The 14,203-nt window shown below is 59.2% G+C and carries 11 protein-coding genes; 4 read left to right on the forward strand and 7 right to left on the reverse strand.

Going from position 1 to position 14,203, the window contains the following annotated elements; all coding sequences use genetic code 11:
* The first annotated feature begins 144 nt into the window (after positions 1 to 144).
* The 3 genes from HDF08_RS13160 (at position 145) to HDF08_RS13170 (ending at position 5,038) form a co-directional block, all read left to right on the forward strand.
* Positions 145 to 948, forward strand: a complete 804-nt coding sequence (locus HDF08_RS13160; RefSeq protein WP_179639135.1) for an ABC transporter ATP-binding protein — start codon at positions 145 to 147, stop codon at positions 946 to 948.
* Positions 936 to 2,654, forward strand: coding sequence for a hypothetical protein (locus HDF08_RS13165; RefSeq protein WP_179639136.1), 1,719 nt, complete (start codon positions 936 to 938; stop codon positions 2,652 to 2,654). The genes HDF08_RS13160 and HDF08_RS13165 overlap by 13 nt, the downstream gene beginning before the upstream one ends.
* A 254-nt stretch (positions 2,655 to 2,908) precedes the next feature.
* Positions 2,909 to 5,038 carry a prolyl oligopeptidase family serine peptidase gene (locus tag HDF08_RS13170; RefSeq protein ID WP_179639137.1) on the forward strand — a complete coding sequence of 710 codons (2,130 nt, stop codon included), beginning with the start codon at positions 2,909 to 2,911 and terminating at the stop codon, positions 5,036 to 5,038.
* A gap of 204 nt (positions 5,039 to 5,242) precedes the next feature.
* Here HDF08_RS13170 and pgeF read toward each other — a convergent pair whose 3' ends face one another.
* Positions 5,243 to 6,094 (reverse strand): peptidoglycan editing factor PgeF, encoded by an 852-nt coding sequence (gene pgeF / locus HDF08_RS13175; protein WP_373563188.1) that lies wholly within the window; start codon positions 6,092 to 6,094, stop codon positions 5,243 to 5,245.
* Positions 6,095 to 6,373: 279 nt separating this feature from the next.
* Here pgeF and aroE point away from each other — a divergent pair, with 279 nt between their 5' ends.
* Positions 6,374 to 7,966 carry a shikimate dehydrogenase gene (gene aroE, locus HDF08_RS13180; protein WP_179639138.1) on the forward strand — a complete coding sequence of 531 codons (1,593 nt, stop codon included), beginning with the start codon at positions 6,374 to 6,376 and terminating at the stop codon, positions 7,964 to 7,966.
* A gap of 272 nt (positions 7,967 to 8,238) precedes the next feature.
* Here the strand turns inward: aroE and atpC are convergent, their stop codons facing one another.
* The 6 genes from atpC to HDF08_RS13210 form a co-directional block, all read right to left on the reverse strand.
* Positions 8,239 to 8,670 carry an ATP synthase F1 subunit epsilon gene (gene atpC / locus HDF08_RS13185; protein WP_179639139.1) on the reverse strand — a complete coding sequence of 144 codons (432 nt, stop codon included), beginning with the start codon at positions 8,668 to 8,670 and terminating at the stop codon, positions 8,239 to 8,241.
* Positions 8,671 to 8,773: 103 nt separating this feature from the next.
* A complete protein-coding gene (atpD, locus tag HDF08_RS13190) occupies positions 8,774 to 10,216 on the reverse strand; it encodes a F0F1 ATP synthase subunit beta (protein ID WP_179639140.1) in 1,443 nt (480 codons plus the stop codon).
* A 31-nt stretch (positions 10,217 to 10,247) separates the two neighbouring features.
* The gene (locus HDF08_RS13195) at positions 10,248 to 11,339 is read right to left on the reverse strand and encodes a F0F1 ATP synthase subunit gamma (protein ID WP_179639141.1); all 1,092 of its coding nucleotides are present in this window, start codon (positions 11,337 to 11,339) and stop codon (positions 10,248 to 10,250) included.
* 3 nt (positions 11,340 to 11,342) lie between these two features.
* Positions 11,343 to 12,902: a F0F1 ATP synthase subunit alpha gene (gene atpA, locus HDF08_RS13200; RefSeq protein ID WP_179639142.1), complete on the reverse strand. Its 1,560-nt coding sequence runs from the start codon at positions 12,900 to 12,902 to the stop codon at positions 11,343 to 11,345.
* Between the two features lie 62 nt (positions 12,903 to 12,964).
* Positions 12,965 to 13,504, reverse strand: coding sequence for an ATP synthase F1 subunit delta (gene atpH, locus HDF08_RS13205; protein ID WP_179639143.1), 540 nt, complete (start codon positions 13,502 to 13,504; stop codon positions 12,965 to 12,967).
* The gene (locus tag HDF08_RS13210) at positions 13,504 to 14,202 is read right to left on the reverse strand and encodes a F0F1 ATP synthase subunit B (RefSeq protein ID WP_218884697.1); all 699 of its coding nucleotides are present in this window, start codon (positions 14,200 to 14,202) and stop codon (positions 13,504 to 13,506) included. Before HDF08_RS13210 ends, atpH begins: the two co-directional genes overlap by 1 nt.
* Between the last annotated feature and the right edge of the window lies 1 nt (position 14,203).

Consider the following 14,203-nt stretch of genomic DNA (forward strand, 5'->3'; position numbering starts at 1 on the left):
ATTTTTCCGCCTCGATTCTTTGACGCAGCTCCTACCTCATTGGATCTCTCCCGCACCTCAACCCAGCAGAATCGAGGCAATAGACAACCCAAAGCACCCTTAATTTGCCCTGCCCACACATCCACTGCGATATCCTTCCCCCACATGGTCCCCGCCGTCACCACCACAGGCCTCACCCGCCGCTTCGGCGAATTCACCGCAGTTCAGGACGTCAACCTCACCGTCGCTCCCGGCCAGTTCTTCGGCTTCCTCGGTCCCAACGGCGCGGGCAAATCCACCACCATCAAGATGCTCACCGGCCTGCTTGCCCCCACCTCCGGCTCCATCCAGATCCTCGGCCTCGACGCCGCCACCAACCCCATCGAGGTCAAGCGCCAGATCGGCGTAGTCCCCGAAGGCCTCGCTCTCTTCGGCCGCCTCACCGCCGCCGAATACCTCCGCTTCGTAGGCCGCATGTACGGCCTCGACGCCGCCATCACCGCCGCCCGCACCACCGAACTCCTCGACTTCATGAGCCTCGCCGGCGAAACCAAAAAACTCATCACCGACTTCTCCCACGGCATGCAGAAAAAACTCGCCCTCGCCGCCGCCGTCATCCACGGCCCCCGCATCCTCTTTCTCGACGAGCCCTTCGAAGGCGTCGACGCCATCGCCTCCGGCACCCTCAAAGCCATGCTCCAGGGTATGATCGCCCGCGGCGCCACCATCTTCCTCACCTCCCACGTCCTCGAGATCGTCGAGCGCCTCTGCACCCACATCGCCATCATCGACCGCGGCCACCTCATCGCCAACGGCTCCCTCGAAGAGCTCCGAGCCGGCGTCCAGGCCCGCAACCCCGAAGGCAACGGCAGCAACCAGATCCTCACCCTCGAACAAATATTCCTGGACATAGTAGGCAGCGATCCTGCCACTATCCAACCCGAGCAGGAGCTCTCATGGCTGGGCTAACCGAAACTCCAAGCCAACCTCCAAATCAACCCTGGACCTCCGCCCAAAGCCGCGCCCAGTTCGCCGCCCTCGCCCAACTGCGCTGGTGCATCTTCCGCAACGCCTTCCGCCGCAAAGGTGGAACCGGCGAACTCATCGCCCGCATCCTCTTCGTCCCCTTCCTCGCCATCATCGCCATCTTCCCCATCCTCGGCGCAGGCATCGGAGCACATCTTCTCGTCGTCACCAATCGCCTCGCCATGCTCTCCGCAATCACCTGGGGCGTCTTCCTGCTCTGGCAGCTCGTCGTCCTCAACATCTCCGCGCCGGGCCTCAGCTTCGACGTCAACACCATCATCCGCTTCCCCATCAGCTTCCCCCGCTACCTCCTGGCGCGCCTCTTCTTCGGCCTCCTCTCTGCGGCCAACGTCATTGGCACTCTCGCTCTCATCGCAACCGACATCGGCATCGGTATAGCCAGGCCCTCGCTCATCCCCTGGGCCACCCTCACTCTCCTCGTCTTCGCTTTGGCAAACATCTTCTTCACCCGAATGGCCACCACCTGGGTCGAGCGCTGGCTCTCCACCCGCCGCGCCAGCGAGATCTTCACCGCTCTCATCATCTTCGGCTCCCTCGGTTTTCAGTACATCAATCTAAACTTCAACCCAGCCTTCCAACACGGCCACCACGCCAGCAAACTTCCAATCCTCATCAAAATCTTCAACCGCATTCGCCCCATCGCCGACTTCCTTCCACCCGGCCTGGCCGCCACCTCCATCGTCAGCTCTACGCAGGGACACCACCTCATCGCCATCGCATCTCTCCTCGGCCTCACCGCCTTCGGATGCCTCTTCCTGGCCATCTACGCCTGGCGTATGCATCGCGAGTTCCGCGGCGAAAATCTAAGCCAGGTCTCCCACCAACCCACCGCAACCCGCATCTCGCCCCCGCAGCGCATCGCCGGCGCGCCGTCCGCAACGGCTCAGCCCACCCGCAGCCTCTTCAGCCTCAGCCCCATCCTTTCCGCATGTCTGCGTAAGGAGCTCCTCTACCTCCGCCGCAACACCAATCAGCTCTACGGCTTCATCGCGCCCATCTTTATGGTCTTCCTCTTCGCCAACCGCATGGGAGCCAGCGGTACCGGCGGCAGCCTCGTCTTCCCCGCCGCCGTCGCCTACTCCCTCCTCGGCGTCTCCATCCTCTCTTACAACGGCCTCGGCATGGACGGCCCCGGCGTCCAGTTCTACTTCCTCAGCCCCACCCGCCTCCGCGACGTCTTCCTCGCAAAGAACCTCATAGGCTTCCTCCTCAGCCTTATCGAGTTCGGCCTCATCTTCGCAGTTCTCACCTTCAGCGCCGGCACTCCATCGCTCCTCATCGCCCTCGCAACCCTCTGCTGGCTCGTCTTCGCCACCTTCACCAACGGAGCCATCGGCAATCTCCGCTCCCTCAGCGCACCAAAAAAAATCGACCTGTCGAAGATCAGCCGCAAACAGACCTCTCAACTCAGCGCTCTCATCGCATTGGGCGTTGTTCTAGCCTGTTTCGGAATCGGCTTTGCCATCGTCCTTCTCAGCCAACACTTGGGCCAACCTTGGCTCATGATCCCCATCCTCCTCGCCCTCGCTGTGGCAGCCTTCCTCTTCTACCTCCACGTCCTCAACCGTCTCGACACCATCGCGCTGAACCATCGCGAGACCATCGCCGAAGAGCTATGCAAGACCTAGTGTCCTGAGTCCAGGCGAAGCCGTATTAGCCTTTGCCGTCATCCTGAGTGCAGCGAAGGATCCCGACGAACTCCACCTGCCCAAACCGCTCGCCCTTTTCCACCCACACGTTCAAGCCGTTGTCTGTTCTTCATTTCCCAAGAAAGTTCACGACACCCGTGGCGAGACCTACGCTACACTGGCTCTCTCCGCACACCAGCTCACCTACCGCCGCCAAACGCACCAAGTGAGTATCAGGAAGGAAAAAAGACGAGATGCACCTCACGAGCCGCAGGGCAGCAGTCCTCATCGCATTCGCAACAGCAACCACCTTCGGCTCCATTCACGCCACCGCCCAAACCACACCCGAGCAGCCCGACAACTACCAATGGCTCGAAGACGTCTCCGGCGGCAAAGCCATGGCCTGGGTCAACGAAGAAAATGCCCGCTCCGCCAAAGTCCTGCAAGCCGACCCGCGATACCCCGCGCTCGCCGAAACAGCGCTCAAGGTGCTCGAATCGCCCACCCGCCTCCCAACTCCAGACTTCCGCGTCGGTGAGATCTACAACACCTGGCAGGACGCCCAGCACGTCCGCGGCATTCTTCGCAAAACCTCCCTCGACAGTTACCTCACCGACCAGCCCGACTGGCAGACCGTCATCGACTATGACGCCCTCGCCGCAAAGGACAACGAAAAATGGGTCGAGAAGGGCCTTAACTGCCTCTACCCCGGAGACGGGCTCTGCCTCGTCTCTCTCTCCGCCGGCGGCGAAGACGCAGACACACTCCGCGAGTTCGACCTCAAGACCGGAAAGTTCGTCGCAGGCGGCTTCGTCTTACCGAAGTCCAAGCAGGACGTAACCTGGGTCGATAAAGACACCCTCCTCGTAGCCCGCGACTGGGGCGAAGGCACCATGACCCAATCCGGCTATCCCTTCGTCATCAAGCTCTGGAAGCGCGGCCAGACCCTCGACCAGGCCAAAGAAGTCTATCGAGGCACACCTACCGACGTAGAAGTCGGCGCAGCCGCAATTCAAGACAGCCAGGGTCACACCGCTGTAATCCTCGACCGCGGAGTCAACTTCTTCGAGCGTGAGACCTTCCTCTACACCGACAGCGGTCCCAAAAAAGTCTTCGTGCCTGGCAAGTCGCGGACCCACGGCATGCTCGACGGCCAGCTCATCGTCGAACTCAACCAGGACTGGAAGCCCGAAGGCCACTCGAAAACCTTCCCTCAAGGCTCAGTCATTGCACTCGACCTCGAAGCCGTAAAGAAGGACCCCGTCCACCTCAAGCCCACCGTCATCTTCACTCCCACTACTGAAGAGTTCTTTCAGGAGTCGGCCATCACCAAAGACCATCTCCTCCTCACCACGCTCGACCACGTACAAGGCCGCGCCTACCTCTACACCCACGAAGCCAACAACACCTGGACACGCAAGAAACTCGACATCCCCGACAACCTCAGCGTCAGCATCGCCACCACCAACACCTCCGACAACAAGTTCTTCCTCGAAACCACCGGCTTCCTGACGCCCTCCTCCCTCCTTCTCGGCGACGCCGCATCGACGAGTCTAAAGTCCGCCAAAACTCTCCCCGCCCAGTTCGACGCCTCCAATCTCATCGTCGAGCAACTCCAGGCCACCTCCAAAGACGGAACCAAAGTCCCCTACTTCCTCGTCCGCCACAAAGACATCAAGTACGACGGCTCGAACCCCACCCTCATGAACGCCTACGGAGGCTTTCAGGTCTCCATGACGCCCCTCTACAATCCCATCCTCGGCAAGCTCTGGCTTGAGCGAGGCGGCACCTTCGTCCTCGCCAACATCCGCGGCGGCGGCGAGTTCGGCCCCGCCTGGCACGACGCCGGCCTCAAGACCCACCGCCAGCGCATCTACGACGACTTCGCCTCCGTCGGCCAGGACCTCTTCACCCGCAAGATCACCTCACCCCGCCGCCTCGGCATCGTAGGCGGCTCCAACGGCGGCCTCCTCATGGGCGTCGAGTTCACCCAGCATCCCGAGATGTGGAACGCCGTCGTCATCCAGGTCCCCCTGCTCGACATGATCCGCTTCGAGCACATCGCCGCCGGAGCCTCCTGGGTCGGCGAGTACGGCACCGTCACCATCCCAGATGAGCGAAAGTTCCTCGCCCACATCTCCCCCTACAACCAGCTCAATCCCAACACCAACTACCCCGAGCCGCTCATCTTCACCACCACCAAAGATGACCGCGTCGGCCCCGTCCACGCCCGCAAATTCGCCGCACGCCTCGAAGAGTTTCACAAGCCCTTCTTCTACGACGAGATCGTCGAAGGCGGTCACGCCGCCGGAGCCAACCTCAAAGAGCAGGCCAACACCCGCGCCGAACAATACACCTACCTCACACGCAAGCTCATGGACTAAGGTGAAGTGCGCCCTACGCGGGCGGCGGTCACTTCGTGACGCGTGTACCGGTCGTGTTGGAACAACCGCCGTGGGTCCTCCCGTTGGTCGGCACAGACTTTAGCTCGCGACCAACGGGAGCGCCAACCAAAGGGGTATACAAGTCACGAAGTGACCACCGCCGGCGCAGGGCGCCCGTCCGGCAGGACAGAGCGCCTTTCGCACCTACCCAGCCACCCCCACCACACTCAACATCCTCCCCGCCACCCCCTTCGCTCCACGATGCGAAAAGTACTTCATCTCCCCCACCGCATCCACCGCACAAGCCGTACACTCACCCACCACGGTGATCCGCTCCTCCCATACACCAGCCTCCACCAACTGCCTGCGATTAGCCTCCCAAAGATCCAGATACAGCTTCCCCTCCTCCTCCGCGGCACCCACCCGAAAAAGCTCCTCCCCATACCCAAATCGCTCCCCAAACTCCCGATGCACTTCCTCACCCACCGAGTAGCAGCAAGCCCCAATGCTCGGCCCCACCGCCGCCTCCAGATCCTCCACCCGCGACCCATACTCCGCCACCATCATCGCCACCCCGCGCTCCACAATCTTCGCCACCGTCCCCCGCCACCCCGCATGAAACGCCCCCACTGCCCTCTTCTCTCGATCCACCACCAGCACCGGAACACAATCCGCCGTCCCTACCCCCACCAACACGCCCGGCACGTTCGTAATCAAGCCGTCCCCCTCCAACACGGCCCTCCCCTCCGCCGTCTCCAGCTTCCCCGCGAGCGCCCCATCCCCCTCACGAACCACCCGCACCACATCCGAGTGAATCTGCCTCAATCCCACCAGCGAAGAACCACGTTTCTGCACCAAGTCACCATCAACACACCGCACAAAACGCACTCGATTTTCCACCACCGAAGCAGCCGCATCCTCCTTCGTCCACCCCAGATTCAGCATTTTTCCCCCATAAACCGAAGAAACACCCCCACCGCGCGTACTGAACCCATGCCGCAGCCACCCCAGCCCCTCCCACGCCGCAACCCGCACCACCTCAATCTGCTCACTCACACTAACTCCTTTATTTTGAGCGCCCATAACCCTAACGCACTCCTGGCAGTACCCGCTAACAGGCGTCCCTGATCCCTAATGTTATCGCCGCCGATTCCATAAAACCCTTCCCGGTAACATTCCTCAATCCGCAGAGTCTATTTTTAGTACCGCAACGAGGGTTACAGCATCAAAAAGACGGTAACAGCTGATGATGCAGGGGCACCAACTAACCCCCTTCTGTTGCAACAAAAATTTGCATCCTTCCCCGCGGGTCTGTAATATACCGCGATTGTAGACATGAGAGTGAATGTGCCCACCGTAGCCCCCCAATTTATTCGTTCCCGTATCAGTAAAGTCTGCGTGCCCATCATCGGCGCCACGCCTGCCGAGATGCTTGAAAAAGCCAGCGCCGTCGCCAAAGAAACTCCTTTCCTCGAGTTTCGCCTCGACTACCTGGAAAAGCCTCTCCTCGCCCTGCCAAAGCTAAAGCACTTCCTCAGTGAAAATACCGCTGTCACTGCTATCGCGACCTGCCGCCGCGCCGCCAACGGCGGCAAATTCTCCGGCAATCTCGCCGCCGAGATGGAGATTCTCTCCAAGGCAGGAACCTCCGGCTTCCACATCGTCGACCTTGAACTCGAATCCGCCGAGAGCCTGAAGAAAGGCGAGCTTCAGAAGCTGCGCGATACAGGCATCGCTCTCATCGTCAGCCACCACGACTTCACCGCAACCAAAGATCTCGACGGCATCTTCAAGCGCATCGAGCCTTTCAAGGCAGACTTCATCAAGATCGTCCCCACCGCCAAATCTCTTACCGACAACGTCACCCTCATGCGCTTCATCGAGCGGATGGACGATCACTCCAACATTGTCGCTGTCTGTATGGGCGATGCGGGCATCATCTCGCGCGTCCTCGGCCTCCGCGCCGGCTCTGCCTTTACCTTCGCCGCAGCCACCGCTGGCGAAGAGACTGCCCCCGGCCAGATCGCCGCCCGCACACTCATCGAAACCTATCGCATCGATCAAGTGGACGCAGCCACCAAGGTCTATGGCGTCGCCGGAAACCCTATCCGCAGCTCACTCTCTCCCATCATGATGAACACGGCCTTTCGCCGCGAGACCGTCAACGCCGTCTATCTCGCGCTTCAAGCCAATAAACTCTCCGACCTGCTCAAACTCGTCCACGAGATCCCCATCCAAGGCCTTAGCGTCACCATGCCACTCAAGCAGGAGATCATGGCGCACCTCGAAAAGACCGATCCCCTCTCCGCCAAGATCGGCGCCTGCAACACCGTGCTACGTCAGGACGGCAAGCTCTATGGCTTCAACACGGACGTCGCCGGCATCACCGGCCCCATTGAGAAGCGCATGTCTCTTCGCGGAGCAAAGGCCCTTGTCCTCGGTGCCGGTGGAGCTGCTCGCGCTGCAGTCTTTGGGATGCGCGATAAGGGAGCAGACGTCTTCATCCTCAATCGCACCGCCGAAACAGCGCAGAAGCTGGCAAGGCAGTCCGGTTCGAAGACCATCAAGAAGGACGCCCTCGCCAAGACCACCTTCGACGTCATCGTCAATGCGACTCCCATCAGCATGACCGGCATCAAGGGCGCGCCGGTCCTCGAAGCGGCAGACCTCAACACCAAACTGGTATTTGATCTCGTCTACAACCCGCTCGAAACGCCACTGCTTCGTCTCGCGCGCCAACACAGCATCCCCATCATCACCGGCATCGAGATGTTCGTACAGCAGGGAGCGCGCCAGTTCGAGATCTTCACCGGAAAACCTGCTCCGGAAGAGGAGATGCTGCGGGTCGTCATCCACGCTCTACGCCAGCAGGCCGAGTCTGCTGCAGAGACACCGGCACCTACTGCCAAAACGAAAAAAGCTTCCTGATTGGACTGCTGCACAGGAAAAAAATGGAACCCCGGCGATCCCGGGGTTTTCCCTGTCTTTGCTGGTGTTTTCGAGGGGTGTTTTAGAATTTCGCGTGTTTTCGTGTGGTGATTTTGTAGTGTGATCGTGGTGAGATGCGTGGTGGACGTGGCTCCCAAACAGCGTTCTCGGGGAACCTCAAAAATACGCCAAGATTTTTGATTATTTTTTCTAAAACAAAGGAGCCGCCTCGATCGAGGCGGCTCCTGATGGCTTGAGGACAGCAGACGGGCTTAGCTGCTCTTACCCTGCGCTGAAGCGAGCTTCTCCTCAGCCTTCCGGGTAACCGCATTGGCTTCGTCGTACTTCGCACCGTCGTCACCAGCCTCGTTCCAAAGCTTCTGACCCTCTTGAAGCTCCTTCTGGGCCTCGGCGGTGTCAATCTCGTTGGGATGCAGCGCGGTCTCCGCCAAGATCGTCACACGCTCCGGCAGCACCTCCACGAAGCCCCAGGCTACGAAAAACTTCTGATCGCCTGAGCTGCCACCATGTAAGCGCACCTCGCCCGCACCAAGCTCTGCGAGCAGGGGCGCCGCACCATAGAGCGCCTCCAGATATCCCGACATCGACGGCAACTCCACCGCCTCTGCCGTCGCATCCAGCAGAACACGGTCGGGAGTGACCAGCCGAACGCTGAGAAGACCAGATTGTTGTGTCTCTGCCATGTTTCCTTTCATAGCGAGTCAGCAAGTTAGCGAAAACTGGTCAGCTGACTTGCTGTTTTCTCTGCTAACTCGCTGACTTGCTGCACTTCGCTGACTCGCTGCTCTATACCGTCTGCTTCATCTTCTCTGCAGCTGCAATCACGTCTTCGATTCCGCCCTTCAGATAGAAGGCCTGCTCGGGAATGTCATCGTGCTTGCCTTCGATAATCTCCTTGAAGCTCCGAACCGTATCCGCAACCTTGACGTAAGCGCCTGGGATACCGGTGAAGATCTCAGCCACATGGAACGGCTGCGACAGGAACCGCTGCACCTTACGCGCACGTGCCACGGTGACCTTGTCCTCTTCCGAGAGCTCGTCGATACCGAGAATTGCGATAATGTCCTGCAAATCCTTGTAGCGCTGCAGAATTTTCTTCACACCCTGCGCCACATCGTAGTGCTCCTGCCCGACCACGCGAGGAGTCAGAATGCGCGAGGTAGAAGCCAGCGGGTCTACAGCGGGATAGATTCCTAGTTCGGAGAGGGGCCGCGAAAGCGATGTGGTCGCATCAAGGTGAGCAAAGGTCGTCGCCGGAGCCGGGTCAGTGAAGTCGTCGGCAGGCACATACACCGCCTGCACCGACGTAATCGAACCTTTCTTCGTCGAGGTGATGCGCTCCTGCAACTCACCCATCTCGGTCGCAAGATTAGGCTGATAGCCTACGGCCGAAGGCATACGGCCAAGCAGCGTCGAAACCTCAGAACCCGCCTGGGTAAAGCGGAAGATGTTGTCGATGAACAGCAGCGTATCCGCGCCCTCTTCGTCGCGGAAGTGCTCCGCCACTGTAAGGCCGGTCAGCGCCACGCGAAGACGCGCCCCTGGCGGCTCAGTCATCTGCCCATAGACCAGCGTCGCTTTGCTCTTCGGCAGATCCTTCAGGTCGATAACGCCGGACTCCTGAAACTCCATCCAAAGATCGTTGCCTTCGCGGGTACGCTCGCCCACACCGGCGAACACCGAAAAGCCTCCATGCTGGCTGGCAACGTTATTGATCAGCTCTTGAATGATGACGGTCTTGCCCACACCAGCGCCACCAAACAGGCCGATCTTGCCGCCCTTCATAAACGGCTGGATGAGGTCAATGACCTTGATGCCAGTCTCGAACATCTCCTCACTGGTTGACTGCTCATCAAACGCAGGAGCCAGCCGGTGAATCGGCATATGCACCTTCGCGTTGACCGGTCCCAGCTCATCCACCGGCTCGCCAAGCACGTTGAGCACGCGGCCAAGCGTCTCACGGCCCACCGGCACCATGATGCCCGAACCGGTGTCGATCGCCTTCATCCCGCGAACCATCCCTTCGGTCGCGACCATTGCGATGCAGCGCACGCGGCCTTCACCAAGATGCTGCTGGACCTCAACGATTACGTCCAACGGGGTGGGAACATCAAAGCCTTCGCTGACGATGCGGATCGCCTGAAAGATAGGCGGCATGTGCGACTCTTCGAATTGAACGTCAACGGCCGGTCCGCTGATCGAAATTACTTTGCCAATATTCTCTGCCATAGGTCTCTTTCGTTATTGCAGCCGTCTGTGCTTAGAGAGCAGCCGCGCCACTCACAATCTCAATAATTTCCTTGGTAATTGCTGCCTGACGTACGCGGTTCATGGTGAGGCTCAGGCTGTCGATCAGGTCGCCTGCGTTCTTGGTCGCAGCATCGGTTGCCGTCATACGCGCTGCGTGTTCTGCAGCGGTGGACTCGAGCAATGCATGAAAGATCACTGTCGTCACATAACGCGGCATCAGGTGACGGAAGAGTCTCTCCGGCGATTGGTCGAAGATGTCATCGACATCGGCGGTGCCAAACTTCTTGGCTTCTTCTTCCATCTCGCTGGCTTCGGGTACATGAACGCTGATGCCTTCCGACTGCGCTGCCTTAACAGCCGCATCGCGCTCTTCCTGGGTCGGCTCCTGAGAAGACTCAACGTTGTGAGCTCCAAGCTCGACAATCGGCAGCAACTTTTCTACAACGATTCTCTGCTGCAGCACAGATTTGAACTCGTTGTAGACGAGATAGACAGAGTCAATCTCCGACCGTTCGTAACGTTCGATGATGGAGTGCGCCAGCTTGGAGACAGCTTCAAATTCGGTCTTGACGAGAAGGTCCGGATGCTCCGCTGCAACTTCGATCTGTGCTGCGCGATGGCGAATCGTATCGTAGTGTATTGCGAGATCGTTGTCGTAGTGCTCTTCTGTCTTCTCGTAGTTCGCCGCTGGAAACTTCCTCTTGTAAAAGCCAATCGCCTTTTTCCCAATGGGCTCAAGGTCGATGTTCTGTCCTCTCGCCACGCGAGCGTCGATGAACTTCTGCGCTGCTTTGCCAACGTTCGAGTTGAAGCCGCCTGCAAATCCCTTATCGCCTGCGATCACGACGACGAGTACGTTCTTCTCTTCGCGCTCAATCAGCAGGGGATGAAGAATCTCGCCGGTCTGCTCGTTGTAGATATCGGTGCGGCGCACCAGAGACTCCAGCACGTTGATCAGCATCTGGGCGTAGGGTCGTGCCTGCATGGCACGCTCCTGCGCACGGCGCAGCTTAGCCGCCGAGACCATCTTCATGGCCTTCGTGATCTGCCGCGTGTTCTTCACACTGCGGATGCGACGACGTAAATCGAGTACGTTTGCCATGGTTTACTTAGCTGCAACCGTCTCTTTCTGTTGCTGGTTCTTGTCCTTGCGATCTGCGAGGAAGTTGCCCTTGTACTCTTTGATCGCCGCGGTCAGACGAGACTTCAAATCGTCGTCCAGAGCCTTCTTGGTGGCGATGTCTGTCAGAATCGCGGGCTGTGCCGATTCGAGATAAGGATAGAAGCCGTCCTCGAACGCCCGCAGATCACTAACCTCTACATCATCCAGAAGGCCGTTTACACCAGCGAAGAGGATTGCAACCTGCTTCTCCGCGCTGAGCGGCTGGAACTGCGGCTGCTTGAGGAGCTCCGTCAGGCGCTGTCCGCGGTTGAGCTGCTGCTGCGTTACCTTATCCAGATCCGAACCAAACTGCGAGAACGCAGCCAGCTCGCGATACTGCGCCAGATCAAGCTTCAGGGTGGCTCCAACCTGCTTGGTTGCTTTGATTGCAGCCGAGAAGCCTACGCGTGATACGGAGAGACCAACGTTGACGGCAGGACGCACGCCAGAGTTGAACAAGTCGGTCTCAAGGAAGATCTGCCCATCCGTGATTGAGATCACATTCGTCGGGATGTAAGCCGAAACGTCGCCAGCTTGCGTCTCGATGATCGGAAGCGCCGTCAGCGAACCGCCGCCGAGCTTGTCTGAAACCTTTGAGGAGCGCTCGAGCAGCCGAGAGTGGAGATAGAACACATCGCCGGGGTACGCCTCGCGCCCAGGCGGACGGCGGAGCAGCAGCGAGATCTCGCGATAGCTGGCGGCGTGCTTCGAGAGATCGTCATAGATCACCAGCGCATGCTTGCCGCTGTCGCGGAAGTACTCACCCATTGCCGTCGCAGCAAACGGAGCGAGGTACTGCATCGGCGCCGGCTCAGAGGCAGTCGCGGCAACAACAATGGTGTAAGCCATTGCGCCATGCTCTTCAAGCGTCTGCACCACCTGTGCCACGGAAGAACGCTTCTGCCCGACCGCGCAATAGATGCAGATCAGGTTGTTCTTGGCGGAGTTGATGATGGTGTCGAGCGCGATTGCAGTCTTTCCGGTCTGACGGTCGCCGATCAAAAGTTCACGCTGGCCGCGGCCAATCGGAATCATCGTGTCGATGGCTTTGATGCCGGTAGCCATCGGCTCACGCACCGACTGACGATCGATAACGCCAGGAGCAAGCCGCTCCACTGGTAGATACTTGTCGGTATTGATCGGACCCTTGTCGTCGATAGGCTGACCCAGCGCATTTACAACGCGGCCAATCAGAGCCTCGCCGACCGGCACGGACATGATTTTACCGGTCCGCTTCACCTGATCGCCTTCGCTGACCTCCGTGTAGTCACCCAGCAGCACCGCGCCGACCTGGTCTTCATCTAGGTTCATGGCAAGGCCCGCAACGCCGTGCGGAAACTCGATCAGCTCACCGGCCATCACTTTATCCAGGCCGTGGACACGCGCGATACCATCACCCAGCGAGATGACCGTTCCAACCTCATCCACCTGGATGCGCTGCTCAAAGTTCTCAATCTGCTGGCGAAGCAGTTCTGTTATCTCATCCGCCTTGATCTGTGCCATGTCTTCCTTCTACTCGATTCGTGTCAAACCTTCAAAAACTTAGCGCCGTCGCCGGCAAGACTCTACGCGTTCACAAGCTTCTGCTTCAACTGCTGCAACTGTCCGCGGATGGACCCGTCGTACACCGTGGAACCAAGCCGCACTACAGCTCCACCCAACAGAGTTGCATCCTGGAGATAAGTGGCCCGAACGCGACCCCCCGCGAGCTTCGCAACCTGAGCCTCGAGTTCGGCACGATCCTGATCATTCAACGGCCGGGCGCTGGTAATCTCCGCCTCCGCCATGTTCGATTGCTCATCGGCAAGGACGTGGTACTCCTCGAGAATCTCGTTCAACTCATCGAGGCGCTGATGATCCATGATCACTGCAATAAAATTTCGCACCTGCGGGAACATCCCGATGCGTCCTGCAATCGCATCGAGCACCTTCAACTTCTGTTCGTTCGCAATCGACGGATTCATCAAAACTTCACGAAGGTCATGACTACCCGCGAACGTTCCACTGAAATCACGAAGCTGTTGTTGTGCCGCGGCTGCATCAAGGTGCGCAGAGGCAGCCACTGCGGCAAACGCGTGAGCGTAACGCAACGAAAGGACAGACATCAGTTTTGTCCTTTCTTCGAATCGTCGCCGGTCAACCGCTGCGCAAAGCTCTGGATCAACAGACGGTCAGTCTCCGCCGTGACTACCAGCTTGCGTGCTGCCTGTTCGATAGCAAGCTCTGCCGCATACTGCTGTATCTGTCGCTGCGCAAGAGCCGTCGCGGCAGTAATCTCCTGCTCGGCTGCCGCCAGAATCTTCTGCTTTTCCTCTTCCACGCTGGCCGCAATGCGCTGTTCATCGAGCGCGGAGTCCTTCTCTGCCTGGGAGCGCATGGCCGCGATCTGGCTGTCCAGCTTGCTTAGGCGAGCTTCTACACTGTTCAACCTGGCATTGGCATCTTCGGTCGCAGTGCGCGCATCCACGAGCTGCTTCTGAATCAATGTGCTCCGATTACGAAAGGTCTTCGGCAACGTCTTCGCCAGAAACCACCCTACGAGCGCGGCTAGAACTACAAAGTTGGCAACCGTAAACGCCGTAGCCGCCTGCTCCGCGTTCAAACCAACCTTCGCCCCAAGAGCGCGCACCGTGGCCGAATGAAGGTACTTGTCGTTTTCGTCTTCTTCCTGTTGATTCTTCTCGGAGGACTGCGTCTCGGAGACGGCGGGCCGATCAGTGCCTGCGCTGGGAGCACCTGCATCCTGTGCCTTCCCATGGCGTACTGGCGCGAAGAGAAATCCAAGCAAGAAAACAGCAGGCAAA

This window comes from Tunturiibacter empetritectus, from assembly GCF_013410875.1.
Classification (GTDB): Bacteria; Acidobacteriota; Terriglobia; order Terriglobales; family Acidobacteriaceae; genus Edaphobacter; species Edaphobacter empetritectus.